This is a genomic window from Streptomyces xantholiticus (assembly GCF_014651015.1).
Taxonomy (GTDB): domain Bacteria; phylum Actinomycetota; class Actinomycetes; order Streptomycetales; family Streptomycetaceae; genus Streptomyces; species Streptomyces xantholiticus.
Map to the genome: position 1 here is coordinate 141,208 of NZ_BMWB01000017.1, position 25,630 is coordinate 166,837.

General features: G+C 73.3%; 23 protein-coding genes. 9 read left to right on the forward strand and 14 right to left on the reverse strand.

What is annotated here, in order from left to right:
- Window positions 1-61: 61 nt before the first annotated feature.
- Together IE198_RS23385 and IE198_RS23390 are read right to left on the reverse strand one after the other, a co-directional pair.
- A complete protein-coding gene (locus IE198_RS23385; protein WP_189889726.1) occupies window positions 62-886 on the reverse strand; it encodes an SDR family oxidoreductase in 825 nt (274 codons plus the stop codon).
- Complete coding sequence (locus IE198_RS23390; RefSeq protein WP_189889728.1) at window positions 877-1,623, reverse strand: SDR family oxidoreductase; 747 nt, start codon at window positions 1,621-1,623, stop codon at window positions 877-879. The genes IE198_RS23385 and IE198_RS23390 overlap by 10 nt, the downstream gene beginning before the upstream one ends.
- A gap of 439 nt (window positions 1,624-2,062) precedes the next feature.
- Between IE198_RS23390 and IE198_RS23395 the strand changes: the two genes are divergently transcribed.
- Entirely contained in the window at window positions 2,063-3,322 is a 1,260-nt protein-coding gene (locus IE198_RS23395; RefSeq protein ID WP_229834264.1) for an MFS transporter, read from the forward strand.
- Here IE198_RS23395 and IE198_RS23400 read toward each other — a convergent pair.
- The 10 genes from IE198_RS23400 to IE198_RS23445 form a co-directional block, all read right to left on the reverse strand.
- Window positions 3,295-4,332, reverse strand: a complete 1,038-nt coding sequence (locus IE198_RS23400) for a glycosyltransferase family 9 protein (protein ID WP_189889732.1) — start codon at window positions 4,330-4,332, stop codon at window positions 3,295-3,297. The genes IE198_RS23395 and IE198_RS23400 overlap by 28 nt on opposite strands.
- A gap of 21 nt (window positions 4,333-4,353) precedes the next feature.
- Window positions 4,354-5,766, reverse strand: a complete 1,413-nt coding sequence (gene rfaE2, locus IE198_RS23405; RefSeq protein WP_189889734.1) for a D-glycero-beta-D-manno-heptose 1-phosphate adenylyltransferase — start codon at window positions 5,764-5,766, stop codon at window positions 4,354-4,356.
- Window positions 5,763-6,419 carry a D-sedoheptulose-7-phosphate isomerase gene (locus IE198_RS23410; RefSeq protein ID WP_189889736.1) on the reverse strand — a complete coding sequence of 219 codons (657 nt, stop codon included), beginning with the start codon at window positions 6,417-6,419 and terminating at the stop codon, window positions 5,763-5,765. Before IE198_RS23410 ends, rfaE2 begins: the two co-directional genes overlap by 4 nt.
- A gap of 119 nt (window positions 6,420-6,538) precedes the next feature.
- Window positions 6,539-7,807, reverse strand: a complete 1,269-nt coding sequence (locus IE198_RS23415) for a glycosyltransferase (RefSeq protein WP_189889738.1) — start codon at window positions 7,805-7,807, stop codon at window positions 6,539-6,541.
- On the reverse strand, window positions 7,804-8,769 hold the full coding sequence (locus IE198_RS23420; protein ID WP_189889739.1) for a glycosyltransferase: 966 nt from the start codon (window positions 8,767-8,769) through the stop codon (window positions 7,804-7,806). The genes IE198_RS23415 and IE198_RS23420 overlap by 4 nt, the downstream gene beginning before the upstream one ends.
- Window positions 8,766-9,812: a glycosyltransferase family 9 protein gene (locus tag IE198_RS23425; RefSeq protein WP_189889741.1), complete on the reverse strand. Its 1,047-nt coding sequence runs from the start codon at window positions 9,810-9,812 to the stop codon at window positions 8,766-8,768. The genes IE198_RS23420 and IE198_RS23425 overlap by 4 nt, the downstream gene beginning before the upstream one ends.
- Window positions 9,809-10,987 (reverse strand): D-glycero-alpha-D-manno-heptose-1,7-bisphosphate 7-phosphatase, encoded by a 1,179-nt coding sequence (locus IE198_RS36670; RefSeq protein ID WP_189889743.1) that lies wholly within the window; start codon window positions 10,985-10,987, stop codon window positions 9,809-9,811. Before IE198_RS36670 ends, IE198_RS23425 begins: the two co-directional genes overlap by 4 nt.
- The gene (locus tag IE198_RS23435) at window positions 10,984-12,147 is read right to left on the reverse strand and encodes a glycosyltransferase family 2 protein (protein ID WP_189889745.1); all 1,164 of its coding nucleotides are present in this window, start codon (window positions 12,145-12,147) and stop codon (window positions 10,984-10,986) included. Before IE198_RS23435 ends, IE198_RS36670 begins: the two co-directional genes overlap by 4 nt.
- Window positions 12,144-13,826, reverse strand: coding sequence for a carbamoyltransferase family protein (locus tag IE198_RS23440; RefSeq protein WP_189889747.1), 1,683 nt, complete (start codon window positions 13,824-13,826; stop codon window positions 12,144-12,146). The genes IE198_RS23435 and IE198_RS23440 overlap by 4 nt, the downstream gene beginning before the upstream one ends.
- 76 nt (window positions 13,827-13,902) lie before the next feature.
- Window positions 13,903-14,862, reverse strand: a complete 960-nt coding sequence (locus tag IE198_RS23445) for a UDP-glucuronic acid decarboxylase family protein (RefSeq protein WP_189889749.1) — start codon at window positions 14,860-14,862, stop codon at window positions 13,903-13,905.
- Window positions 14,863-15,174: 312 nt separating this feature from the next.
- On the opposite strand from IE198_RS23445, the gene IE198_RS23450 reads away from it, so the two are divergent.
- Window positions 15,175-16,359 carry a zinc-dependent alcohol dehydrogenase gene (locus IE198_RS23450; RefSeq protein ID WP_189889833.1) on the forward strand — a complete coding sequence of 395 codons (1,185 nt, stop codon included), beginning with the start codon at window positions 15,175-15,177 and terminating at the stop codon, window positions 16,357-16,359.
- Between the two features lie 97 nt (window positions 16,360-16,456).
- Here the strand turns inward: IE198_RS23450 and gdhA are convergent, their stop codons facing one another.
- Window positions 16,457-17,818, reverse strand: a complete 1,362-nt coding sequence (gene gdhA, locus IE198_RS23455) for an NADP-specific glutamate dehydrogenase (protein ID WP_189889751.1) — start codon at window positions 17,816-17,818, stop codon at window positions 16,457-16,459.
- Window positions 17,819-18,383: 565 nt separating this feature from the next.
- The gene (locus tag IE198_RS23460; protein ID WP_189889753.1) at window positions 18,384-20,042 is read right to left on the reverse strand and encodes an FAD-dependent oxidoreductase; all 1,659 of its coding nucleotides are present in this window, start codon (window positions 20,040-20,042) and stop codon (window positions 18,384-18,386) included.
- Window positions 20,043-20,309: 267 nt separating this feature from the next.
- Here IE198_RS23460 and IE198_RS23465 point away from each other — a divergent pair, with 267 nt between their 5' ends.
- The 7 genes from IE198_RS23465 (at window position 20,310) to IE198_RS23495 (ending at window position 25,594) form a co-directional block, all read left to right on the forward strand.
- The gene (locus IE198_RS23465; RefSeq protein ID WP_189889755.1) at window positions 20,310-21,434 is read left to right on the forward strand and encodes a SchA/CurD-like domain-containing protein; all 1,125 of its coding nucleotides are present in this window, start codon (window positions 20,310-20,312) and stop codon (window positions 21,432-21,434) included.
- Between the two features lie 72 nt (window positions 21,435-21,506).
- Window positions 21,507-21,947: a cupin domain-containing protein gene (locus tag IE198_RS23470; protein ID WP_189889757.1), complete on the forward strand. Its 441-nt coding sequence runs from the start codon at window positions 21,507-21,509 to the stop codon at window positions 21,945-21,947.
- Complete coding sequence (locus tag IE198_RS23475; RefSeq protein ID WP_189889759.1) at window positions 21,944-23,212, forward strand: beta-ketoacyl-[acyl-carrier-protein] synthase family protein; 1,269 nt, start codon at window positions 21,944-21,946, stop codon at window positions 23,210-23,212. The genes IE198_RS23470 and IE198_RS23475 overlap by 4 nt, the downstream gene beginning before the upstream one ends.
- Window positions 23,209-24,462: a ketosynthase chain-length factor gene (locus IE198_RS23480; protein WP_189889761.1), complete on the forward strand. Its 1,254-nt coding sequence runs from the start codon at window positions 23,209-23,211 to the stop codon at window positions 24,460-24,462. Before IE198_RS23475 ends, IE198_RS23480 begins: the two co-directional genes overlap by 4 nt.
- 15 nt (window positions 24,463-24,477) lie before the next feature.
- Entirely contained in the window at window positions 24,478-24,735 is a 258-nt protein-coding gene (locus tag IE198_RS23485) for an acyl carrier protein (RefSeq protein ID WP_189889763.1), read from the forward strand.
- A gap of 1 nt (window position 24,736) precedes the next feature.
- The gene (locus IE198_RS23490) at window positions 24,737-25,231 is read left to right on the forward strand and encodes an SRPBCC family protein (protein WP_189889765.1); all 495 of its coding nucleotides are present in this window, start codon (window positions 24,737-24,739) and stop codon (window positions 25,229-25,231) included.
- A gap of 39 nt (window positions 25,232-25,270) precedes the next feature.
- Window positions 25,271-25,594: a TcmI family type II polyketide cyclase gene (locus IE198_RS23495; protein WP_100109699.1), complete on the forward strand. Its 324-nt coding sequence runs from the start codon at window positions 25,271-25,273 to the stop codon at window positions 25,592-25,594.
- Window positions 25,595-25,630 lie beyond the last annotated feature (36 nt).

Below are 25,630 nucleotides of genomic sequence, written 5' to 3' on the forward strand. Positions count from 1 at the left end.
TTCGCGACGATGCCGCTCCCGCACGAGGGGGCGGGAGCGGTCCTCCTCCGGCGGGCCCGTCTCAGGGGCGCCGCCAGGAGTCGTCCCTGAGATGGGAGCCCGCCATGGGGCCCATCCGCAGCATCCCGCCGTCGACCGACCAGGACGCCCCGGTGACATAGCCGGCGTCCGGACCGGCCAGGAAGGCGATCACCGCGGCGACCTCCCGCGCGTCGCCGGGGCGGCGCAGCGGAATGCCCGGGCGCTCGGCGGCCTTCGGGTCCTCGTCCTCCTGGCCGGTCATGGGCGTGGCGATCTCGCCCGGCGCCACGGCATTGACGGTGATGCCGTACTCGGCGAGCTCGATCGCCATCACCTGGGTGAGCAGGCCGAGACCGCCCTTCGCGGCGCAGTAGGGAGCGGCGCCGACCCGGGGCTGGTGTTCGTGGACCGAGGTGACGTTGACGATCCGGCCGCCGTCCCCCTGGTCGATCATGCGGCGTGCGGCCCGCTGGCCGCACAGGAAGGGGCCGACGAGGTCCACGTCGACGACCTGGCGGACCGTGCCGAGGTCCAGGTCGAGGAAGGGTGTGGCGGTGCCGGTTCCCGCGTTGTTGACGAGCACATCGAGCCTGCCCAGTGCGCCGGCGAGCCCGTCGATCACATCGGCGGCGTCCGGGAGGACGGTCAGGTCCATGTGGGCGACGGCCGCCCGCCGACCGTGGGCGCGCACCTCCTCGGCCGTGGCCTCGGCTCCCTCCCTGTCGGTGTGGAAGGTGATCCCGATGTCCATGCCCGCCGCGGCGAGCCGGACGGCCGTGGCGCGCCCGATACCGGAGTCCGAGCCGGTGACGACGGCGACGCGAGGCTGCCCTTCCCGCCCGGGACGCGCATCTGTCACGGCCATGAGGGCTCCTTCCTCGGCACGACCACCAGCTCGGAGACGGCGCTGGTGTCGGGGACGGACAGGGCGTAGAGGACGGTGTCGGCCACGATGTCGGGGCTCTGCAGCATGTCGAGGTCGGCGTCCGGGAAGCGCTCGAGGATGAACGGGGTGGCCATGCCGCCCGCGATGATGCCGGTGACGCCGATCCCGGGGCAGTCGCGCTGCGCCTCCTGGAAGAGCGTGTGGGTGAACGCGCGCAGGCCGGACTTGCCGGCGGCGTACGGCCCCGCCTCCGTCCAGGTGCGGTTGGCCGCGGTGGAGAGGATGTTGACGATGTGACCGCCGCCACGGGCGACCATCCTGCGGTAGGTCTCCAGGCAGAGGAACATCGGCCCGAGCAGATTGGTGCTGATCACCCGGGTCACCTCCTCGGCCGTCAGGTGCTCGATCGGCTTGCAGACGTCGACCGCCGCGTTGTTGACGAGGATGTCGAGGTGGCCGCCGTCCTCCTCCAGCTCGCGGAAGACGTCCGCGACGGCGTCCGCGTCCCGTACATCCATCGACACAAAGTCCGCTTTGCCCCCGTTTGCTGCTACTTGCGCGCACAATTCCTGCGCCAGTTCGCGGCGTACGTCCGCGACCAGCACGGACGCCCCGGCGCCGGCGAGTCTGCGGGTGATGGCGGCTCCCAGCCCCCGCGCGCCGCCGGTCACCAGCGCCTGCCTGCCGTCGAGGTCCACCTGCATTCCGCCGTTCAATGCTCTGCCTTCCCTCGGTGCCCTGGGTGCGTTCTCACTGTGACCCGCGCAACTGGGGACGGCACTTGGGGAGTGGGCCGACCGGTCCGGCCCACTGCCTGTGAGCAAGCCCACCAGCAGTTCGCGATCCCAGTCGGCACAAGGGTTCGACTGCCCGCCGATGGCCTGGGGAAGGCCGAGGGGAAGTACGTCGGAAGTACTTGTCCAGAACCGTCTGCCACGATGGTCAGCGCCATTCCGGTGGAGCCGCCGCGCAGTGCAGCCGGTGTCACAAACTTCCGCCGCATTCCGCCACATGGGTCCCTCGGGGGCTCGTCACCCGAGTGATCTCACTGTGCCTGCTTCCTCTTCCGCTGCTTCCACCACATCCCCTTCCGGCCGCCTCGCGCGGCGCCTGCTGGGCGACACCTCTCCGTGGCGCTGCCTCAGGTACCCGAGCATGCGCTGGTGGTCCGTCGCGAACTTCCTGTCGAACGCCGGTACTTGGATGCAGCTCACGGTGCAGAACCTGCTGGTGCTCCAGATCACCGGGTCAGCCGCCGCGACCGGCCTTTCAATGTCGGTGCAGGCGGCCCCCGGGCTGCTGATGAGCCTCGCGGGCGGTGCCGCCGTTGACCGCTGGCCCCGCAAGCTGACCGCCGCGGTCAGCCAGGCGCTGCTCGGCGCCGTGGCGTTCCTGACGGCGTTCCTCGTGGCGGTGGACCAGCTGAACCTCGGCGTCCTGATGGCGCTGGCCGCAGTCACGGGCGTCGTCGCCACCGTCGACGGGCCCGCCTGTGCGCTGCTCGGCAACGACCTCGTCCGCACCGAGGACGTGCCCTCCGCGATCGGCGTCGGCTCGCTGGTGCACAACGCGGGCCGACTGGCGGGCGCAGGGCTCGCGGGTGTGACCGTCGCCTTCCTCGGCACGGCCGCCGCCTATGCGGCCAACGGTGTCTCCTTCCTCTTCGTCGCCGCTGTCATCCCCTTCCTGCGGCCGGTGGCCCAGGCCGTCCGCGCCCGCTCCGAGCGCCCTGCGGCGAAGACCGCCGGCGCCGGGGCCGAGCCGGACATGAGCATGCGGGAGGGCCTGACGTTCTTCATGCGCCGGCCGCGCCTGGTCGCGCTGGCCGCGATCACCGGGCTCAGCTCCGTCTTCGGCAGGAACTACCAGCTCACCCTTGCCGTGCTCGTCGTCGGACCGCTCGCGGGCGGCGCGGGGGCGTTCGGCACCGTCTCGACCGTGCTCGCCGTCGGCGGCATCCTCGGCGCGGTGCTCGGGGCCCGGCTGCGCAGGCCGTCGGTGCGGCTGGTGGGAGTGCTGGCGGCCGCCGGCGGTGTGCTGCAGATCGTCGCGGGGCTCTCGCCGTCGCTCGCGGTGCTGCTGGTCGTCGTGCTGCCGATGGCCCTGGTGGAGTCGGTCTCCGACACCGCCGGGACCACCGTGCTGCAGACCGATCCGCCCGAGTACCTGCGGGGACGTGTCCTCGGCGTCTGGGGCAGTGTGAAGACGGTGTGGGGCCTCGCGGGGCCGCCGGCGCTGGGGCTGCTCATGGAGCTGGCCGGTGCCCGCGGCGCCCTGGTCACCGGCGGACTGCTGATCGCGGGCGCGATCGGCGCCGGATACGTGCTGCGGCAGCGCCGGGTCGCGAAGCCGGTGGTCGTACGGACCGAGGAGTCCGCCCTGGTCGGTCAGCCGGCGCTCGGCACCGCCGCCTGAGCCGGCCGTGCCCCGGCCTCGGCCGGGGGCACGGGCAGGGTGCGTACGGCGTCGAGCACCTCGTCGACGGTGATACGCAGCAGCCGCTCGTCGGGCCGTTCGCCGTGCGCGTCGCCGGGACGGGGCGGATCGTCCGGGTCGGGGTGCCACAGCACCCGGTGGTACGGCCGGGGCGGCGGGCCCCACAGGCGGGGCGCGACGGGGCCGAACAGCGTGACCGACGGGGTGCCGAGGGCCGTTGCCAGATGAGCGAGGCCGGTGTCCCCCACCACCACGCAGCGTGCCTGGGCGACCAGCGCCATCAGTACGTCGAAGGGCACGTCGCCCCGCGTCCCGCCGAGGACCGCCTCCTGCCCCAGTCCCGCCCGTTCGGCCACCGACGCCGCCAGTCGCCCCTCCGCCGCCCCCGCGGTCACCACGACCCGGTGCCCGGCGCGGCTCAGCTCCCGTGCCACATCGGCGAACCGCTCGGCGGGCCAGCAGCGTGCGGGGGCGTCCGCGCCGGGATGCAGCACGACGGCTCCGGGGGCGGGTGAGGGCGTGGCCGGGGCGGGGAGGGCCAGGTCGGCGGGGTCGGCCGGCAGGCCGTACCCGCCGAGCAGCCGGCACCAGCGCTCCCGCTCGTGTTCGTCGTCCTGCCACGCGGGCGCGTCCGGCTGGGCGTAGGCGTACAGGCGGCGTGGGCAGAGGCGGGCGAGCGGCCGACGGCTTTCGGGGCCGTTGCCGTGCAGGTCCACGGCCAGGTCGGGCGCGGGACCGGCCCAGGCGAGTGCGGCGGGCACCGCACGGCGGGGAGCGAAGGCGGGCAGTAACCGGTCGACCAGCCCGGTCGCCGCAGCCGCCGCAGCCAGCCGCGCGGGCGCGGCGAGCACGATGTCGTGCCCGGGCAGCCCGCGCCGCAGGGCGCGCAGCGCGGGGACGCCGGTCAGCAGGTCCCCGAGGCCCAGGGCCCGCAGCACCAGGATCCGCGGGCGGTCGGTACCCCTCAGCTGCTCGGTGCTCGTGGTCATCTCGGCCTCCTGTCGGGCGGGTCAGTGCGACGGGGTCCGGGCGGCGGCCAGGGAAGCGGCCGCGCGGCGTGCCAGCAGGGTGGTGGAGCGGCCGTCGAGATAGGGCAGCACGACGGCCTGCCCGCCCCATGCGCGTACGACATCGGCCTCCGGAAGTTCCTCGACGGCGTAGTCGCCGCCCTTCACCCACACATCGGGCCGCAGGCGGTTCAGCAGCGCGGCCGGGGTGTCCTCCTCGAAGACGGCTACGGCGTCCACGCAGCCGAGGCCCGTGAGCACCCTGGTCCGGTCGTGCACCGGGTTGAGCGGTCGGCCGGGCCCCTTGCGGCGGGTGATCGACTCGTCGGAGTTGACACAGACGATGAGGCAGTCGCCGATGCGCCTGGCGCTCTCCAGCAGCCCGACGTGACCGGCGTGCAGCAGGTCGAAGCAGCCGCCGGTGGCGACCACCGTCCCACCGTGGGCCCGGACACGTTCCGCCACGGCGAACGGGTCGCTCTCGGCGGCCCGTACGGGCCGGACGGGTCCCTCGGTGCGCCACAGTCCCGGGTTGCCGGCACCGCCGGCGGCCACGAACGCCGCGGCACGGGCGACGGCCCGCTGCACCGCCTCCTCCGGAAGGGCGCCGTCGGCGAGCTCGGCGGCGGTCGCCGCCGCGAAGCAGTCGCCCGCGCCGCACGGGTCCCCCTCCGCGCGGTAGGGGGCCGGGACCAGCATCGGCGTGCCGTCGCCGGGCCGGGTCAGCAGGACGCCGCGTTCGCCGAGGGTGACGGCGACGGCCGCCGCCCGCCAGCGTTCCGCCAGCTCCCGGCCCCGCTCTGCGAAGTCCCGCAGCGACCGGCCGGCCCAGGCGGCCGGTTCGGTGGTCAGGGACGAGACCTCCGCCGCGTTGGGGGTGACGATCCGGGCGCCGGGCACGGGCGTGTCGCCTTTGGGATGCGGGTCCCACACCAGCGGCACCCTGCCTGCAGAGGCCGCCAGGTACTCCCGTACGGCGGCGACCGTGCCGCGGCCGTAGTCGGCGACGAGGACGGTGTGCGCCCCGGCCAACGCGTCACGCACCGCGTCGTCCGGTTCGCCGGGCGTGCCCCCTCCTCGGTCGATCCGTACGAGGGAGCGGCCTCCCGCCATCACTCGCGTCTTCACCGGCAAGGTGCCGTTCAGCGGCAGCTCCACGAGCCGTACCCTGCCGCGCAGCGCACGGCGTACGGCTTCGCTGGCCGCGTCGTCGCCGAGCGCGGTGACCAGGACCACGTCACGGCCCGACCGGGCCGCCAGCGCCGCGGCGAGTCCCGCGCCGCCGGGCCGGCGCAGATCGCTCCGTACGTCGACGACCGGTGCAGGGGCGTCGGGGGCGAGCCGGTCGGCGACGCCGACGATGTCCTCGTCCAGCAGGACGTCACCCGCGACGACGAGCGGTCCCCGCGCGCTCACGCCATCCTCCGGCGCAGTGCGGCGGCCTGGGCCGCGGCCGCTCCCGGGGCGCGCCGCACGGCCGGTGCGGGCGTGGCGCTCGCCAGGTCGAAGGCCTCGCAGAGAAGGTGGACGGCGACGAGGTGCGCCTCCTGCACGGTCGCGGTGGAGTCGGCGTCGATGCACAGCGTCTCGTCGGCTGCCTCCGCCAGCGGGTTGGGGCGCGGTCCGGTCATCGCCCACACTCGCAGTCCCGCCGCCCGTCCCGTCTGTGCAGCGCTGATCAGATTGGCGCTGCCGCCGGAGGTGGACAGCAGGACGAGGACGTCGCCGGGACGGCCGTGCGCCTCCACCTGCCGGGCGAAGACCTGGTCGAAGCCGTAGTCGTTGCCGATGGCGGTCACGCTGGACGTCTCCGCGTGCAGGGCGATGGCCGAGCGGGCGGGCCGTTCGTCCCGGTAGCGGCCGACGAGTTCCGCGGTCAGATGCTGTGCCTGGGCGGCGCTGCCGCCGTTGCCCGCCGCCAGCAGCCGGCCGCCGACGGGCAGGACCGCGGCCAGGTGACCGCCCCAGGCAATGATCTGTCCCAGGTTCTGCCGGCGGAACCGGCCGAGGGCGTCCTGGAGCGACTGGCAGTGCCGGTGCGCGGCCTCGCTTGCTAGGGCTTCGTTCATGCTGGTCGGGGCGTGGCGGGCGTCCCGGGGGACGGCGGCCGTTCCCGCACCTCCTTCGAACGTCGGTGCTGCGCGGTCTCGTTGGCGGTCGGCGGTCCTGTCGACGACGGTCCGTGGTGTCACACCGCCCCGGTCCAAGCCCCTCCGGGGACCCTGCTCAGGGCGGGGCGGGCGGCCACGACCCCGAGGTACACGGCTTCGGTGGCGGCGGCGACCTCGGTCCAGCCGTACCGGCTGAGCACCCGTCGCCGTCCCGCCGCTCCGCACGCCTCCCGCCCCGCGGGGTCGGCGAGAAGTCCGGCCACGGCGCGGGCGAGCGCGTCGGGGTCGCGGGGCGGCACCAGCCGGCCGGTGCCCGGGTCGGCGACGGTGTCGAGCTGGCCGCCCACGGCGGTGGCGACGACGGGCCTGCCGCAGGCCATGGCCTCCAGCGGGACGATCCCGAAGGGTTCGTAGTCGCCGGGACAGAGCACCACATCGGCGCTGCGCAGCAGCGGTGCGACGTCCTCGCCGGCGACGGCTCCGGTGAAGCGGACCCGGTCGGCGACACCCAGGCCGTGCGCGAGGTCGCGCAGCCGGCGCACCTCCGGGTCGTGGTCGAGCCGGCCGGGCGGCGGGCCGCCGACCACGAGCAGTTCGACGCCGGGCAGCCGGGTCAGCGCGGCGACGGAGACGGCCGCGCCCTTGCGCGGGACCACCCGGCCCACCTGGATCAGCCGGTGGCGGTCCGCGCCGCGTTCCGCGACCTTTCCGTCGGGCGAGAACAGGTCCGTGTCCACACCGCACGGCACGACATCGACCTTGTCGGCGGGGATGCCCATGGCGGCGAGTTCCCTGACCTCGTCGCGGCAGGTGGCGACGATCCGGTCGCAGCCGAGGCCGACCTCCTTCTCGCAGGAGATCCGGGCCGGCGGGCTGGTGTCCGCGTGGCGCTGGTGGCGCAGCTTCACGGTGCCGAGAGCATGGTATGTGTGCACCAACGGCAGACCCGGCTCACGTACCGCGTGCAGCGAGGCGAGCCCCGACATCCAGAAGTGCGAATGCACCACATCGGGCGGTCGGGTCTGCCACTCGCGCGCCAGGTGGCGCCCGAAGCCGAGCATGTGGGGCAGCAGCTCGTCCTTGGGTATCGCCTCCGGGGGCCCGGCGGGCACATGGCGGACGTCGACTCCGTCGCGCAGCGGCATCAGGTCGGGCAGGTCCCGCGCGTCGCGCCGCGTGTAGACGGTCACCTGGTGGCCGCGGTCGGCGAGAGCGCCCGCCAGGCGCGCGACATGGACGTTCTGGCCGCCCGCGTCCACTCCGCCGAGTGCGGCGAGCGGACTGGCGTGCTCGGACACGAGCGCGATGGACAGCGCTTGCGTGCCGATGAGATCGCGGTCGGTCATGAGCGCACCTCCGTCATCAGGCGCTCCCAGTCGTCGAGGAAGCGTTTGAGCCCGTAGCGCCGGAGCGCCGCCTGGCGGGCTCTGGCGCCGTCCTCGGCCGCGGCTTCCGGTTCGTGGAGATACCGGCCGGCGGCTGCGGCGAGGATCTCGGGCCGGGTGGACAGGGTTCCGGTACCGGCGGGGACCGCCTCGACGGCCTCCGTGGTGGCGAGAGCGACGACGGGCATGCCCAGGTGCATGGCCTCCAGCAGCGACAGGCCGAGGGAGGTCCAGCGCACCGGGTGCAGATAGAGCCGGCGCTCGGCCATGGCGCAGTGCAGTTCCTGCTGGGGCAGATCGGCGGTCCGGCAGCGGTCCTCGGACAGGCCGAGGTGCTGGGCGAGGCCTTCGGTGCGCATGCCGAACACGTCGAGCGGGGCCGCCCGGGCGAGTGCGGGCAGCAGGTCGGTGCCGGTGTGACGGCCGCGCCGTACGGGATCGTTGACGACGACCGCCGCGCGGGCGAGCCGGCCGCTGTAGAGGTGGCCCGGGTCGACGATGCCGTGCTCGACGACCTCGGCGCGGGTGCCGCCGCTGTCCCAGAACAGCCGGTTGAAGTGCGTGACGTGCACGAGGGTGATGTCGTCCCGGTCCGCGCACGGGTGCCGGGTCCCGGGCACGCCGCCGTCCGGCGCGTTGTGCTCCAGGTAGACGGCCGGGACGTCACGGCCGGGGCGTCTGCCGCCGAGCCAGCGTTCGGCGAGCTCCGCCTCGTGGGGCCGCTGCAGCACGACCAGGTCGACGGAGGCGTCGCGCAACTGCTCAGGAGTCGTCTCGCGGACCGAGTCCGGCCAGGCGAACGTGCGGGCCCGGCCGAGTCCGTCGGGACCGCGGTCGGGTGTGACCGGGACGAGATACGTGTGCGGGCCCTGCACGAACGCCGTCGTCCAGGAGCCGTGCACATGCCACAGCAGGATGTTCATCGTCGTGCTCCTCGTTCCTCTTCCCCGGTCGCGGTCGCGCCGAGGGCGGCCACGGCGGCGAGCACCTCGGCGTTGCCGATGCCGTCCAGGCAGGGGTGTCCCGGGACGGGACAACTGCGGGCCCTGCTGCCGGCGCACTGTGCGTGCTGGTCGCCCAGCAGCACGTGCGGCACGTTGTACGGGCGCCAGCGCTCGGCCGGCACCACGGGCGCGAACAGGCAGGCGACCGGAGTGCCGACGGCGGCTGCCAGGTGAGCGGGCCCGGTGTTGCCGACCACGGCCACCCGCGCACCGGCGAGCACTCCGGCCAGCTGGTGCAGGTCCGTCATTCCGCCGAGGTCCAGCGCGTGATCGGCCGCGACCGCCGCGGTCAGGTCCTTCTCCGCACGGCCACCGGTCACCACGACCCGGTGTCCGGCCGCCGACAGGGCGGCCGCGGCGCGAGCGGCCCGGTCGGCGCTCCAGGCGCGGGCCGGGACGGCGGCCCCGGGGTGCAGCACCACGTACGGCTCGGGTCCCGTCAGGTCCGTGGTGGTGGGAGGGGCGGAGATCCGCAGCAGGCCGTCGTCGCCGGGCGGCAGGGCGAAGCCGGAGTCCAGGGCGAGGTCGAGGGCGGCCAGGACCTCGTGGCGGTGCGGCTGCCGACGGTGCCTCAGGTCCAGCAGCGCTCCCGGGTAATCCTCACTGTCGGCGGCGGTCCACGCGACGCCGGCGAGCTTCAGCAGAAACGCGATCGGCAGCGGGCTCTGGTGGTACGAGACGAGGATGAGAGCCCGGTCGTACCGTTTGGCACGCAGCGTTTCGAGCAGCCGCTCAGTCTGCTCGTACGACACCGGCGCGGGGTCGAGCCCGACCCAGGGCGCGTCATGGACGAGCACCTCGTCGACGCCGGGCAGCAGCTGCGCGGCGTGCACGCCGAGCGGGCCGCAGAGCAGGGCCGTGTGCGAGGAGCCGGCCGCGACGGCCCTGACGGCGGGCCCGGCCAGCAGCACGTCCCCGGCGCTGTCGAGGCGCACGACCAACGTCCTCGGCCGCCTGCTCATCGTCCCTCCTCCCCCACGACGCCCGGCCCTGCCGGGGCGGACACGTCTCGAGCGGGCGGGTACGCCACACCCGGCCAGGCGGGTGCCGCACTGCTCGAAGCAGTTGTCCCGCCGCCCGACACAGCCGCCGGGACCGCAGCTCCGCCCGGAACGTCAGGCACTGCCTCCGCGGTCGCGACCGCCGGGGCCGTCGGGTCGGCCGGCGCCGCTGCTCCATCAGGCACGCCCCGCCCGGCCCGGGCCGCCGCAGCGGCCGCACGCTCCTGCGGCGTCAGCACGCCGCCGCTCGGCGCCGGGGCGGCCGCCACACGGCCCGGCATGCCCGCCCGGCCCGGGGCCGCAGGGGCGGGAGCGCCGGCCCGGGCCGGCACCGACCCGCCGGGCGCGGCCACCGCAACGGCGCGGCGTGGGCGGTCCGTTCCGCGTGGCGCGGTCGGCCCGCCCGTGTCCGCCCCGGCAGTGGCAGCGGGCGTCTCGGTGCCGGATGCCGGGCCCGGGCGGACCGGGGCGGGGCGGTCGGGCGCACTCGCCCGGTCCGGCGGCGCCGGGCGGCGGCAGCGGGCGGTGGGGTCCAGCACCAGGCGGACCGCCCGGAGGAGGTCGGGCGCCGTGTCGGGGGCCGCGGCGATCTCCTCGGGACGGGTGGCCGGGGTGGGGACCAGGACGCCGCGCGCCCCGGCGGCCAGCGCGGCAGCCACGTCGGAGCCGATGTCGCCGATGACGGCGGTGCGCGCCGGGCAGACGCCGAGCCGGTCGCACGCGGCGAGCACCAGGCCCGGCGCGGGCTTGCGGCACCGGCACCCGTCGTCCGGGCCGTGGGGGCAGACCGCCCAGATGTCGAACGGCCCGAGGAATGCCTCGACACGGCGCTGCACGGCGGCGACTTGATGGCGCGTCAGCAGCCCCCGGGCGACACCCGACTGGTTGCTGACGACGCCCACCGGTATTCCGAGCGCCCGCACGGCGGCGAGGGCCTCCACCGCGGACGGCATCGGCACGACGCACGCCGGTTCACCGTTGTAGGGAACGTCGGCGACGAGGGTGCCGTCGCGGTCGAAGAGGACCGCGACGGGCAGGCCGGCGGCGTCCGGCGGCGGCGCGATGCCGCGCGAGGCGCCCGGGTTGGGGAACAGCCACGGCTCCCCGGGTGCCCTGGCCGCGGAGTTGCCGCTCATGGCAGCACCGCCTCCCTGGCCGGCCGGTCCGAGGAGCCCGGGGGCACCGCCGTACCGGAGTGCCGGAGCGGCGGCGCCGCGCGGTGCCGCAGCTGCGCCCCCAGCCAGTGCCAGACGGCCACCGGCGGAATGACCGCGCTGGTCAGCGCCATCGAGACGATCTCGTCGCGGGTCCTCGGTCCGGGTGCGATCCTGGCCCAGGCGAACTCGGCGGTCCCGGCCAGCCACAGCGCGGCGCACGCCGCGGCGGCGACGGGCCTGGCCAGCGCGGCGCACGAGAGCGCGGCAGCCCCGGCGGCTGTCACCGCGAGGTGGCGGGGCAGACGCCCCCGTGGCGCGTCCGCCCGGCGCCACCAGTCGCGGCCGTGCAGCCGGTTCATGAGCACGTCGTCGGCGTTGCCCGCCTGGACCCGTACCGAGACCCAGCGGCCCGCCGGGCGCACCGGGTGGGTGGTGGTGCGGGTACCCGCGACCAGTTCCCATCCGGCGGCCTGGACGCGCAGCGCGAGGTCGGCGTCCTCGCGGAAGGCGCGCGGGAAGCGTTCGTCGAAGCCTCCGACGGCCTCCAGGGCCTCGCGCCGGTACGCCATGTCCGCGGTGATCCAGCGGGCGGTGGCGAGCCCCGCGGTGTTGCGTTCCCAGTCCGTGGGGGCCCGGTCCGCGGGCAGCGGCACGTCGATACGGGCGGTGACCCCGCCGGTGCGGCGCCCGGCGCCGGCGAGCTCGCGCGCCAGGTCGTCGCACCAGCTGGGCCCGGGCACCACGTCGTCGTCGAGGAAGACGACCCAGGGGACGGGCCCGGCGACCCGCAGTCCGGTGTTGCGGGCCGCCGCCGGTCCCCGGGCACGGCCCGGCACGACCGAGGTGATGGGCCGCAGGGGGGCCGGGATCTCGACCGGAAGCGGGGTGCGCGGGGCGCCGCGGCGGTCGTCGACGACGACCACCCGGACCGGCCCGGGGCCGGTCGCGGCGGCCAGCGCACGCAGGCAGTTGGTCAGACAGGGCCGGCCGACGGTCGGAATCACCACGGTGTAGCGCGGCGGCCGGTGCCCATGGGCGTTCGTCACGCCGCTGCCGTTCAAAGCGCCGCCGCTGCCGTTCAAAGCGCCGCCGCTGCCGTTCGAAGCGCCGCTGCCGTTCCTCTCACCGCTGTGGTTCATCGTGCCGCCCCCGTCCCCGCGTCGTCCGCGTCGTCGCAGCGGCGGAAGAAGTCGCCGCGCCGGATGGCGTACGGCCCGATGGCCAACAGGTCGACGGGCGAGGATCCGAAGCATTCGAGCGCGTCGCGCGGGTCGTCGACCATGGGCCTTCCCGCCGTGTTGAGGCTGGTGTTGACGACGACCGGCAGTCCCGTGCGCTGCTCGAACTCGCGGAGCATGCGTGCCACCAGCGGCTCGCGGGCCGGGTCGACGGTCTGGATGCGGGCCGTGCCGTCGACGTGCACGACCGCGGGGATGCGCTCGCGCCAGGCGGGCGCCACATCGTGGACGAAGAGCATGTACGGGCTGGGCATGGGGCCGTCGAAGATCTCGGGGGCCCGTTCGGCGAGCACCATCGGGGCGACGGGCCGGAACTGCTCGCGGCCCTTGACGTCGTTGAGCCGCTCGAGATTGCCGGCGTGACCGGGGTGGGCGAGCAGCGACCGGTGCCCGAGCGCCCTCGGTCCGTACTCCGAACGCCCTTGGAACCAGGCGACGACGGCGTTGTCGGCCAGCGCCTCCGCCACGGTCGCGGCGATGTCGGCCGGGCGGTCGAAGGGCACGGCGGCGGTCTTCAGCCAGGCGCCGAGCTCCGCGTCGGACCAGTCGCGGCCGAGGTCGACGCCGTTCATGGGTTCCGGGTCATCCCCTTCACCGGCCGCCAGCAGCAGGGCGCCGCCGAGGGCGGTGCCGGCGTCACCGGCGGCCGGCTGCACCCATACCCGGGAGAAGGGACCCTCGCGGGCGATCCGGGAGTTGGCCACACAGTTGAGGGCGACTCCGCCGGCCAGGGTGAGCAGGCTGTCGCGGGTCTGTCCGTGCAGGTGGCGTACGAGGTCGAGCATGGTCTCCTCGAGCACGGCCTGGGCGCTTGCGGCCACGTCGGCGTGTTCTGGGGTCCATGCCTCCTCAGGGCCGCGGGGCGCGCAGAACTGGTGCCAGGGCACGCCGGTGGCGCGGAACCCGCCGTCGCCGGTGGGGTACACGTACTTGCGCAGCTCTGCCAGCATCCGCGGCCTGCCGTGGGAGGCGAGGGCCATCACCTTGAACTCGTCGGAGGAGCGCAGGAATCCGAGATGCTCGGTCAGCTCCTCGTAGACGAGCCCGAGCGAGTGCGGCAGCTCCTGTGCGTGCAGTGCCTCCAGCCGTCCGTGGATACGGCGGGCGGCGAGGTGCGAGGCGCGCTCCCCCCGGCCGTCGAGGACGAGAACGGAGGAGGTGCCGGCGTCGGCCGCGGCGAAGGCGGCGGACGCGGCGTGCGCCATGTGGTGCGGGACGAAGCGGACGATGTCCGCGTCGAGCCCGGGCAGCGAGTTCTGCAGGAAGCCGGGCGCCTCGCGGGCGTAGGCGAGCCGCAGATGGTCCCAGGGGTCGTCGAGCCCCATGGCGTCGGTGGGCCTGGCGAGCGACGGGTCGAAGGAGTACGCCACGGCGTCGAGGTCCTGCGGCCGCAGTCCGGCTCGCTTCAGACACCAGGCGGCTGCCTGCTCCGGCAGCTCCCAGGCGGAGAAGGGCAGTGGGCGCTTGCCGTGCTTACGCCGGGAGAAGCGTTCCTCCTCGGCCGCGGCGACGGTCATGCCGTCGATGACGAGGGCGGCGGCGGGGTCATGGAAGAGGGCGTTGATTCCGAGAATGCGCATGTCAGTCACAGACCTTTCGACGGGCACGTCAGGGTCGGCGGCACAGGCGTCGGAGCGGTGGCTTCGCCTCGTTCCGTCAGTCCGTGTGGGCGCGGAACCAGGCGATGGTGCGCCGCAGGCCTTCCTCGGCGCCGACGACCGGTTCCCACTCGAGCTTGTCGCGGGCGAGCGTGATGTCCGGGCAGCGCACGGCGGGATCGTCGGTCGGCCGTTCGACGAAGCGGATCTCGGAGGTGGAGCCGGTGAGTTCGATGACCAGCCGGGCGAGGTCGAGCATGGTGATCTCGGTCGGGTTGCCGATGTTCACCGGGCCGCGCAGGCCGTGGGCCGCGGCGGCCAGGATGCCGCGCACCGTGTCGTCGACGTAGCAGAGGGACCGGGTCTGGCGGCCGTCGCCGGTGACGGTGAGCGGCTCGCCGGCCAGCGCCTGGCGCACGAAGGTGGGCACCGCGCGGCCGTCGTAGCCGCGCATCCGGGGGCCGTAGGTGTTGAACAGGCGCACGATGCCGGTGTCGGTGCCGTGGGCGTGGGCCTGGGCGGTGGTCAGTGCCTCGCCGAAGCGCTTCGCCTCGTCGTACACGCTGCGCGGTCCGACGGGGTTGACGTTGCCCCAGTAACGCTCGTTCTGCGGGTGCTGCTGGGGGTCGCCGTAGACCTCCGAGGTGGAAGCGAGCAGGAAGCGGGCACCGGAGGCGTGGGCGAGCGCCAAAGCGTTTCGGGTGCCGAGGCTGCCGGCCTCCATCGTGTGCAGCGGGAGCCGCAGGTAGTCGGCGGGCGACGCCGGTGAGGCCAGGTGCAGCACCAGGTCGGGAGGCCGGTCGACGGTGAACGGCTCGCTCACACTGGCCTGAACGAGTGCGAAACCTGGATGGTCCCGCAGCTCGGACATGTTCTCCGGCCGGCCGGTGCTGAAGTCGTCGACGCAGGTGACCGCGGTGCCGGAGTCCAGCAGCGCCGTGCACAGGTGCGAGCCGACGAAACCCGCGCCGCCGGTGACGACGGCGTGTTTCCAGCTGCGTGAGAAGGCGGCGTTCATTCGATCTCCTCCGTACGTGCCGTGCGGTCGGACGGTTCGCTCCCCGCAGCCGACGCGGTGTCCCACCGGCCCGCCGCCCCGTCGGCGCAGATCTTCGGCCGGGTGTTCGGCCCTCGACCAGCGTCGGCCGATCCCGGCGGCGGGAGCGCGTTCACGTACTGCATTCGGGTGAGCCACGGAACGTGATGACGCACCCCTTCGGTGCTCCGTCCGGTGAAAGACCCGGGCGTGGGTACCCGTCGCGGCGTGACGGCCGTCGGCCCCCGCTGCCGGCTCCGGGGGCCGGCAGCGGAACGCGGACGAGGAGGCATGATGAAAGCACTGACCTGGCACGGAAAGCGCGATGTGCGCGTGGACTCCGTCCCCGACCCCGAGATCCGTGATTCCACTGATGTGATCGTCAAGGTCACGACGAGCGGACTCTGCGGTTCGGACCTGCATCTGTACGAGCTCTTCGGACCGTTCCTCGAGCCGGGCGACATCCTCGGCCACGAACCGATGGGCGTCGTCGAGGAGGTCGGCTCCGAGGTCACCCGCCTACGACCGGGTGACCGGGTCGTCGTGCCCTTCAACGTCTCGTGCGGCACGTGCTTCATGTGCGCCCAGGGCCTGCACTCGCAGTGCGAGACCACGCAGGTGCACGACCACGGCAAGGGCGCGTCGCTGTTCGGCTACACCAAGCTGTACGGGCAGGTGCCCGGCGGTCAGGCCGAGTACCTCCGGGTGCCGTTCGGCAACACGCTGCCCATCAGTGTCCCCGACGGTCCGCCGGACGACCGGTTCGTCTATCTGTCCGACGTGCTGCCCACCTCCTGGCAGGCGGTCGAGTACGCCGCCGTGCCGCCCGGCGGGTCCGTGGCGGTGCTGGGCCTCGGTCCGATCGGCGACATGTGCACCCGGGTCGCGGCGCACCGCGGCGCGGGGCTGGTCATCGGCATCGACCTGGTGCCGGAGCGCCTCGCGCGGGCCGGCGAGCACGGCGTGCACACCCTCGACATGGAGGAGTACGGCGACAAGATCGTCGACGCGGTCCGCGATCTGACCGACGGCCGCGGCCCCGACTCCGTCATCGACGCCGTCGGCATGGAGGCCCACGGCGCGCCGGTCGCCAAGGGGGCACAGCAGATGACGACCCTGCTGCCCGGCACGCTGGCCGCCAGGATGATGGAACGCGTCGGCATCGACTGCCTCTCGGCGCTCCATCTGGCGATCGAGCTCGTGCGCCGTGGCGGCACGATCTCGCTCTCGGGCGTCTACGGCGGGATGGCCGACCCGATGCCGCTGCTGACCATGTTCGACAAGCAGGTGCAGCTGCGGATGGGGCAGGCCAATGTGTGGCGGTGGGTGGACGACCTGCTGCCGCTCGTCACGGACGGCGATCCGTTGGGCGTCGAGCAGTTCGCCACCCACCGCGTGCCGCTCTCCGAGGCGCCTGACGCCTACGAGATGTTCCAGAAGAAGCGGGACGGAGCCGTCAAGGTGCTCTTCAGGCCCTGAACGCCCTGAGCCCCTGAACCTCCTGAGCACCCTGCGCACCCTGCGCACCCGACTGCTCGCCCGAACGGCCCGGGCCCGCCCCGCTCCTGCGTACCCGTCAGACGAGGCCTTGGGCGAGCATCGCGTCGGCGACCCGCTCGAAGCCGGCGATGTTGGCGCCCGTCACATAGTCGCCGGTGGCGCCGTAGCGGTCGGCCGTCTCGTGGCAGACCCGGTGGATGTCCCGCACGATCGTGGCGAGTTCGTCCTCGACGCGGTCCGCCGCCCAGGTGTCGCGGGCCGCGTTCTGCCGCATCTCCAGAGCGCTGACGGCCACACCGCCCGCGTTGGCCGCCTTGCCGGGGCCGAAGGCCGCACCGGCCTCCTGCAGGACGCGGACCGCCTCCGGAGTGGTGGGCATGTTCGCTCCCTCCGCGACGGCCTTGACCCCGTTGCGCACGAGGGTCAGGGCGTCCTGCTCACCCAGCTCGTTCTGGGTGGCGGACGGGAACGCGAGGTCGGCGGGCACGTCCCAGACCCGGCCGCCCGGCACGAAGCGGGCGGACGCGCCCCGGCGATCCGCATACTCGCTGATACGCCCCCGCTCGACCTCCTTGATCTGCTTGAGCAGTTCGAGGTCGATGCCCTTCTCGTCGACGACGTAGCCGGCGGAGTCGGAGCAGGTGAGGGGATGGGCGCCGCTGCGCAGGAGCTTCTCGATGGTGTAGATGGCGACGTTGCCCGAGCCGGAGACGACGGCGGCCTGCCCCTCGAGGTCCTCGCCGCGCAGCTTCAGCATCTCGGCCGCGAACAGCACGCTGCCGTAGCCGGTGGCCTGGGTGCGGATGGCGGATCCGCCCCAGTTCCGGCCCTTGCCCGTGAGGACGCCGGCTTCCCAGCGGTTGGTGATACGGCGGTACTGGCCGAAGAGGTAGCCGATCTCCCGTGCACCGACGCCGATGTCGCCCGCGGGGACGTCGGTGTGCTCCCCGATGTGCCGGTGCAGTTCCGTCATGTACGACTGGCAGAAGCGCATGACCTCGTCGTCCGAACGGCCGTGCGGGTCGAAGTCGCTGCCGCCCTTGCCGCCGCCGATGCCCAGTCCGGTCAGGGCGTTCTTGAAGATCTGCTCGAAGCCGAGGAACTTCACGACGCCCAGGTTCACCGACGGATGGAAGCGCAGCCCTCCCTTGTACGGGCCCAGCGCGCTGTTGAACTCGACCCGGAACCCCCGGTTGACGTGGACCGCGCCGCGGTCGTCCTGCCATGGCACCCGGAAGATGATCTGCCGCTCCGGCTCACAAAGACGCTCGACGATTCCCGCCTGCGCGTACTCCGGCCGCGCCGCGAACACGGGCGCCAGGGACTCGAGCACCTCCCGTGCCGCCTGGTGGAACTCGGGCTGCGCCGGATTGCGGTGCTCGAGCTCGGCGCGGAGCGAAGCAAGTCGGTCCTTGGGGGATGGCAGTGTCACAAGCATGTCCCTTCCTGCCCTGACGTCGGGTGACGGCCGGTTTCAGCGGCGACGACGGTCCGGATGTCGCTGCTGCGACAAGTACGGCCGGACACCCGTCCGCCGTTCACCTCGGTCCGGTTCGACGACGCTGCCGAACTGTTCGGCCATCAGTGTGTCGTACGTCGGCCTCCGGTCGACGCCGGATTCAGGGGCGTGGCGCGCCATGACGGAGCGGCAGCGGATCCCCCGGCAGGCGGCCACCCCCGCTCGCTCGCGCGCTCTCGGCCTGCGCCATTCCCTCGTGACAGGCCTCGAGCGGCATCGGACGCAGCACGCAAATGGAGGGCCGGTGGTCACCGTTCGGATAGCCGCCGACGCAGGGGCAGAGGTTGGACGGGGACCACGTGGACCGGCCGTCGGCGCTGACGCCGTGCCTGGTGCGTCCACGGGTAGCCGCACAAGTCCTTGGCGGCGAAGTACTTCCACGGACCCCGGGGCTGACCGAACCCGGGTTGCCGAAGTGCCTGGTGGAGATGCGAGCCCCCACAGCGGCCACGCCCCGCCGAGGCCCCGCAACCTCGCGACCCCGTCACCCCCTGCGCAGCACCGACGTCACCGCGGTGAACAGCGCCGCCTCCGGGTCCGGGTCCTGGCCCGCCGCGCGCCAGGCGACGAAGCCGTCGGGGCGGACCAGCACCGCGCCTTCGGGGGCCGTGCCGTGGACCGCGGCCCAGTCGACGCCCGCCTCCGGGGCCAGGTCGGCCTCGGGGCCGTCCCCGATCCGGTATGCGTCGAGGTCGATGGACAGCCTCGCCGCGACGAGTTCCGCCGCCGCCCACCAGTCCTTGGCGCCCGAGCCGGTCAGCAGGACGAGGGACCGCTCGTAGAGGTCGAGCGTGGACAGCCGGCCTCCCGCGCCGGTCCGGTGGAGCCACATGTGCGGGGCCCGGGTGCCGGGTGCGCCGGAGAGGTCCATCCGCTCCGGCACGACGGGCACCTCGGGGTCGGTGCCGAGGACCGCGCCGCGCAGGTAGCGGTAGCCCAGCACGACCGGCAGCAGCCCGCCCCGCGGCCCGCCGAGCCCCGCCACCGCCCCGGGGGCCGGCTCGTACCCGGGGTGGCTGTGCTCCAGCGACCGTGCGGAGGCACGGGCACTGGTGGCCCGGGCCACCGGCAGGCGCTCGGCCTCGTACGTGTCGAGCAGCCCTCGCCCTGCCGTGCCGTCGAGTACGGCGGCGAGCTTCCATGCGAGGTTGTGCGCGTCCTGGATACCGGTGTTGGAGCCGAAGGCACCGGTCGGCGACATCTCGTGCGCGGAGTCGCCCGCGAGGAAGACCCTGCCCCGTGCGTAGTGTTCGGCGACCCGTTCGGCCGCGTGCCAAGGCGCCTTCCCGGTGATGCTCACGTCCAGGCCGGGGGCCCCGACGGCCGCGCGGATGATGTCGGCGCAGCGCTCGTCCGTGAAGTCCTCGAGCGCCTCGCCGCGGTCGTACTTCCAGGGCGCGTGGAAGACCCAGCGCTCCGCGTTGTCCACCGGGAGCAGCGCGCCTTCCGCTTCGGGGCCGGTGAGGTAGCAGACCACGAAGCGGCGGTCGCCGACGATGCCGGCGAGTCCCCTGGAACGGAAGGTGATGCTCACGTTGTGGAACAGGTCGCCGGGGCCGGTCTGCCCGATCCCGAGCCGCTCGCGCACGGGGCTGCGAGGCCCGTCGGCGGCGATCAGGTAGTCGGCGCGCACGGTGGTGTCTTGGCCGCTCGCGCGGTCGCGGACGACGGCGGTGACGCCGTCGTCGTCCTGCTCGAAGGAGAGCATCTCGGTGCCGAAGCGCAGATCGCCGCCCTGTTCGACGGCGGCCTTCCGGAGCACGGGCTCGAGGTCGTTCTGGCTGCACACGCACCAGGCGGAGGGGCTGAAGCGGCGGGTCGGCGGCCCCTTCTCGTCGATCTGCCTGACCAGCCACTCGCCGGCATCGGCCGCGGCGAGATCCGGCGTCTGCAGGATGCCGTGGTTGTCGGCGAGCAGGGATGCCGCGGCCCGGATGCGCTCCTCCACCCCGGCCGCGCGGAACACCTCCATCGTGCGCAGGTTGTTGCCGCGGCCCCGGGGGTGGACCGAGGTGTCCGGGTGCTTCTCGACCAGCAGATGCCGGACGCCCAGTCGGCCCAGGAACAGCGATGCGGACAGACCCACCAGGGAGCCCCCCACGATCAGGACCGGTACGCGGTGTTGTTCGGCGTTCTTTTCCATGCGTGCTCCAGCTCCAGCCGACAGTGGGAATTTGGCCTTCTCCATGCCCGCGTTTCCTGCCCGCGCGCGAGGGTTTCGGCTCGCCGCTTCACCCGCGTGGTGCACAGATCTCGCGCCACCCGTGTTACCGACACAGGATCGAAGCCGGACCACCACATCGCGTCAAAGGTGGATTGCCGTCCGCATACGCCGGATGTTGTCGCTCGGATCCCCCGAGGGCCGGCGCTGATGCCGCAGGCGGCCTCACTGCAAGGAGATGCGTGGAACATGACAATGCTGTCCGAACGTGTGTCTCAGTCCGCATTCGACGGCTCCCGGCTCCGGGTCGTACTGCTGCTTGATCTCCAGGACGGCGCCCAACAGCGCTTTCTCACGGCGTACGAGCACATGCGCAACCAGGTGGCTGCCGTCCCCGGCCACCTCAGCGACCAGCTGTGCCAGTCGATCGAGAACCCGTCGCAGTGGCTGATCACCAGTGAATGGGAGAGCGCACCGCCCTTCCTCGCGTGGGTGAACAGCGAGGAGCACGTCGAGACCGTGCGGCCGTTGCACGACTGCGTGCGCGACACACGGTCGCTGCGCTTCAGCGTGCTGCGCGAGACCTCCGGCGTGCACGCACCCCAGCCCGCCGTACTGAAGTCGGGCGGCCTGCAGCCGTCGCCCCGGGTGGGTGACGGTGTGGTCCGCCACGCCCTCACCTTCACCGTCAAGCCCGGCAGCGAGCAGACCGTGGCCAAGATCCTCTCCGGCTACACCTCGCCCGAGGCACAGGTCGACGACATGACCCGGCTGCGCCGCACCACGCTGTTCATGCACGGCAACCGCGTCGTGCGGACCGTCGAGGTGCAGGGCGACCTGCTCGCGGCACTGCGGCACGTCGCCCGCCAGCCCGAGGTCAGGGCGGTGGAGGAGGCCATCAACCCGTACCTGGAGCAGGACCGGAACCTGGACGACCCGCAGTCGGCACGGCTGTTCTTCACCCGCGCCGCCCTGCCCGCGGTGCACCACCTGGCTCCGCCCGGCGAACAGCACGGGGAGAGGGAACGGCACGCGCTCCTCTACCCGGCCAAGCCCGGCTGCGGCATGGCCCTCGCCCGGCTGCTGGCCGGCCAGGACGAGGCAGCCGCGGACAGCCCCGGGTCGCACATCGACAGCAGCACCATCTTCCAGCGGGACGACATCGTCGTACGGCTCGTCGACGTACGCAGCCCGCTCGATGTCGACCCGTCGGCCGCCATGGGCACCAACGGCCTGCGCAAGGCCGGTGTGCTGGCGCGGCTGCTGGACACCGAAGCGCTCGGCATCGACGACTCGTTCTCCGACGAGAAGGCGATGACCCGGCTGCTCGAGAGCGCCCAGATGAGCCTGATCACCGACCGCCGTGCCCGCTGAACAGCGCAACCGGCCACCGGCGGCCGTGCGACAGAAGTCGGCACGCCGCAAGGCCTTGTGGAGGAACCAGTCATGACCACAACCCATCGCATCGTCGACCTGAGCGAGACCCAGCCCAACCGCAGGCGCGGAGGCGATCTGCGCGCCATGCTCACCCCCACCGCGGTGGGCGCCACGAGCGGCTTCATGGGCCTGGCGCTCGTCGAGCCCGGCGACCGCATCGGCGAGCACTACCACCCGTACTCCGAGGAGTTCGTGTACGTGGTCGCCGGTGAGCTCGAAGTGGACCTGGACGGCGAGCCCTTCGCCATCCGCCCGGACCAGGGGCTGCTCATCCCCCCGTATGTGCGACACCGGTTCCGCAACGTGGGCAGCACCCAGGCCCGCATGGTCTTCCATCTGGGCCCGCTGGCGCCCCGGCCGGAGCTCGGCCACGTCGACACGGAGGAGACCCCCGTGGCGGAGGGCACCGGTGCGCACCTGCCGCCGGAGCGAACGGGGTCGGTGTCGTGACCCGGCGTGTGGCGGTGACCGGCGTCGGCATCGTCGCACCCGGAGGTGTGGGCGCCCCGGCGTTCTGGGACCTGCTGTCGAGCGGCCGGACCGCGACCCGCGGGATCACGCTGTTCGATCCGACCGGGTTCCGCTCCCGTATCGCCGCCGAGGTCGACTTCGATCCGCAGGCCCATGGCCTCGGCGCCGCGGACGCCCAACGCGCCGACCGCTACGTGCAGTTCGCACTGGTCGCCGCCCGGGAGGCCATGGCCGACGCCGGCCTCGACGCGGCGACGCTCGATCCGTGGCGGACCGCCGTGTCGATGGGCACCGCCGTGGGCGGCACCACCCGGCTGGAACGCGACTATGTGAAGGTCAGCAGCAAGGGCCGGCGCTGGGACGTGGACCACAGCGAGGCCGCGCCCCATCTCCACCGCGCCTTCTCCCCCAGCGCCCTCGCATCCGAGGTGGCCGAAGAGGCAGGCGTGCACGGGCCGGTGCAGACCGTCTCGACGGGGTGCACCTCCGGCCTGGACGCGATCGGCTATGCGTTCCAGGCCATAGAGGACGGCCGGGCCGACGTCTGCATAGCCGGCGCGTCCGACTCGCCGATCTCCCCGATCACGGTCGCCTGCTTCGACGCCATCAAGGCGACCTCCCCCAACAACGACGACCCGGCCCACGCGTCCCGCCCCTTCGACGCGAACCGGGACGGGTTCGTCATGGGCGAGGGCGGCGCGGTGCTGATCCTCGAGGAGCTGGAGCACGCCCGCGCCCGCGGTGCGCACGTGTACTGCGAGATAGGCGGCTACGCCACCTTCGGCAACGCCCACCACATGACCGGCCTGACCCGTGAAGGCCTGGAGATGGCCCGGGCCATCGACGACGCGATGGACCACGCCCGGCTCGACCGGACGGACATCGACTACGTCAACGCCCACGGCTCCGGCACCCAGCAGAACGACCGGCACGAGACTGCCGCGGTCAAGAGGTCCCTGAAGGAGCACGCGTACAAAGTGCCGATGAGTTCGATCAAGTCCATGGTCGGCCACTCGCTGGGCGCCATCGGTGCGATAGAACTCGTCGCCTGCGTGCTGGCCCTGGCCAAGCAGGTCGTGCCGCCCACCGCCAACTACGAGACCCCCGACCCCGAGTGCGACCTGGACTACGTGCCGCGCACCGCCCGACCCCTCAGGCTGCGCAGTGTGCTGTCGGTGGGAAGCGGCTTCGGCGGCTTCCAGTCCGCGGTCGTCCTCACCCGACCAGGCGGGAGTGCACGATGAGCCACGGCAACCGGCGCACGCGGCCCCCTGTCGTCACCGGCATCGGTGTCGTCGCCCCCAACGGTGTGGGCGCCGAGACGTTCTGGAAGTCCACCGTCGAAGGCATCAGCGCCCTCGACCGGGTCACCCGCGAAGGCTGCGGGCACCTGCCGCTGCGGGTCGCCGGCGAGGTGCGCGGCTTCGACCCGGAGTCGACGGTCGAGCAGCGCTTCCTCGTCCAGACCGACCGGTTCTCCCACTTCGCGATGGCCGCCGCCGACCTGGCGCTGGCCGACGCCGACATCAGCGGCGGCGCGTACGACGGGACGCCCTACGCCGTTGGTGTGGTCACCGCCGCCGGGTCCGGCGGCGGTGAGTTCGGCCAGCGCGAGCTCCAGCGGCTGTGGGGACAGGGGTCGACCTATGTCGGCCCGTACCAGTCCATCGCCTGGTTCTACGCGGCGAGCACCGGGCAGATCTCGATCCGCGGCGGCTTCAAGGGCCCCTGCGGTGTGGTCGCCAGCGACGAGGCGGGCGGCCTCGACGCCCTCGCGCACGCCGTCGGGGCCGTACGGCGGGGCACGGACACCGTCATCGTCGGTGCGGCGGAGGCACCGCTGGCCCCGTACTCGATCGTCTGCCAGTTGGGCTACCGGGAGCTGAGCACCTGCGACGACCCGGACCGCGCCTACCGGCCCTTCACGGCGAACGCGTGCGGGTTCGTCCCCGGCGAGGGCGGCGCCATGCTCGTCGTCGAGGACGAGGAGGCAGCCCGTGGTCGGGGCGCCCGGATCCGTGCGACGGTCGCCGGCCACGCCGCGACGTTCACCGGGGCCTCCCGGTGGGAGGAGTCACGAGAAGGGCTGGCGCGGGCGATCCGCGGAGCCCTGGACGCCGCGGGCTGCGCGCCCGAGGAGATCGACGTGGTCTTCGCGGACGCGCTGGGACTGCCGGAGGCCGACCGCGCCGAGGCGCTGGCCATCGCCGACGCGCTCGGCGCGCACGGCTCGCGGGTACCGGTGACCGCCCCGAAGACCGGGACCGGCCGGGCCTACTGCGGAGCGCCGGTGCTGGACACGGCCGCCGCGGTGCTGGCCCTGGAGCACGGCCTGGTGCCGCCCACCCCCCATGTCTTCGACGTGTGCCACGACCTGGCCCTGGTGACCGGCACCGCCCGGCCCGCCGAGCTGCGCACGGCCCTGGTGCTGAGCCGAGGACTGATGGGTTCGAACTCGGCGCTCGTACTGAGGCGCGGCGCCGACACCCCCTGAGAAGGAGAAGTCGCCATGACAGATCGACTGAACGTCGCTGAGCTGGCCGCCCTGATGAAGAAGGGCGCCGGCGTCACCGTCGACCCCGACGAGATGGAGCAGCGGCCGGACACGCCGTTCGAGGTCTACGGCCTCGACTCGCTCGGGCTGCTCGGCATCGTGGGCGAGCTGGAGAACCGGTACGGCCGTGCCCTGCCGCCGGAGGCGGACCGCTGCAAGACCCCGCGCGAGTTCCTCGACCTCGTCAACAACTCACTGATGGCTGGAGCCTGACATGCCCGGACACACCGAGAACGAAGTGACCATCGACGCCCCGCTCGACCTCGTGTGGGACGTGACCAACGACCTCGACCACTGGCCGCAGCTGTTCAGCGAGTACGCGTCGGTGGAGGTCATGGAACGCGAGGGCAACCGGACCGTGTTCCGGCTGACCATGTACCCGGACGAAAAGGGCCAGGTCTGGAGCTGGGTCTCCGAGCGCGTCGCCGACCGCTCGGCGCTCACGGTCACCGCCCGCCGCGTCGAGACGGGCCCCTTCCAGTACATGAACATCCGCTGGGAGTACGAGCAGACGCCGCGCGGTGTCCGGATGCGCTGGACGCAGGACTTCGCGATGAAGCCCGACGCGCCCGTCGACGACGAGTGGATGACGGCCAACATCAACCGCAACTCCCCCATCCAGATGGACCTCATCCGGAACAAGATCGAGCAGCGCGCCCGGCTCGGCCAGGCGGCGAACGACACCACCGCACCCGTCAACGCGGTCTGACCGCTCTGTCCTGTGACGGCATCCGAAGGGACGCCCCCGATGCACCACGCCCTGATCGTCGCCCGGATGGCCCCGGGCTCCGCCCCCGACATCGCCGAAGTGTTCGCGGCCTCCGACAGCGGTGAACTGCCGCACCTCGTCGGGGTGAAGCGGCGCAGCCTGTTCCAGTTCGGCGACGTCTACCTGCATCTGATCGAGTCGGACCGGCCTCCCGGGCCGTCCATCGCCAAGCTGACGGACCATCCGGAGTTCCGGGACATCAGCGACCGGCTCGCCGCCTTCGTCAGCCCGTACGATCCGCAGACCTGGCGGAGTCCGAAGGACGCCATGGCCCAGCAGTTCTACTCATGGCAGAGCGACTGACCGGTACGGTCCGGTACGCCGCACAGCCGTCGGCCC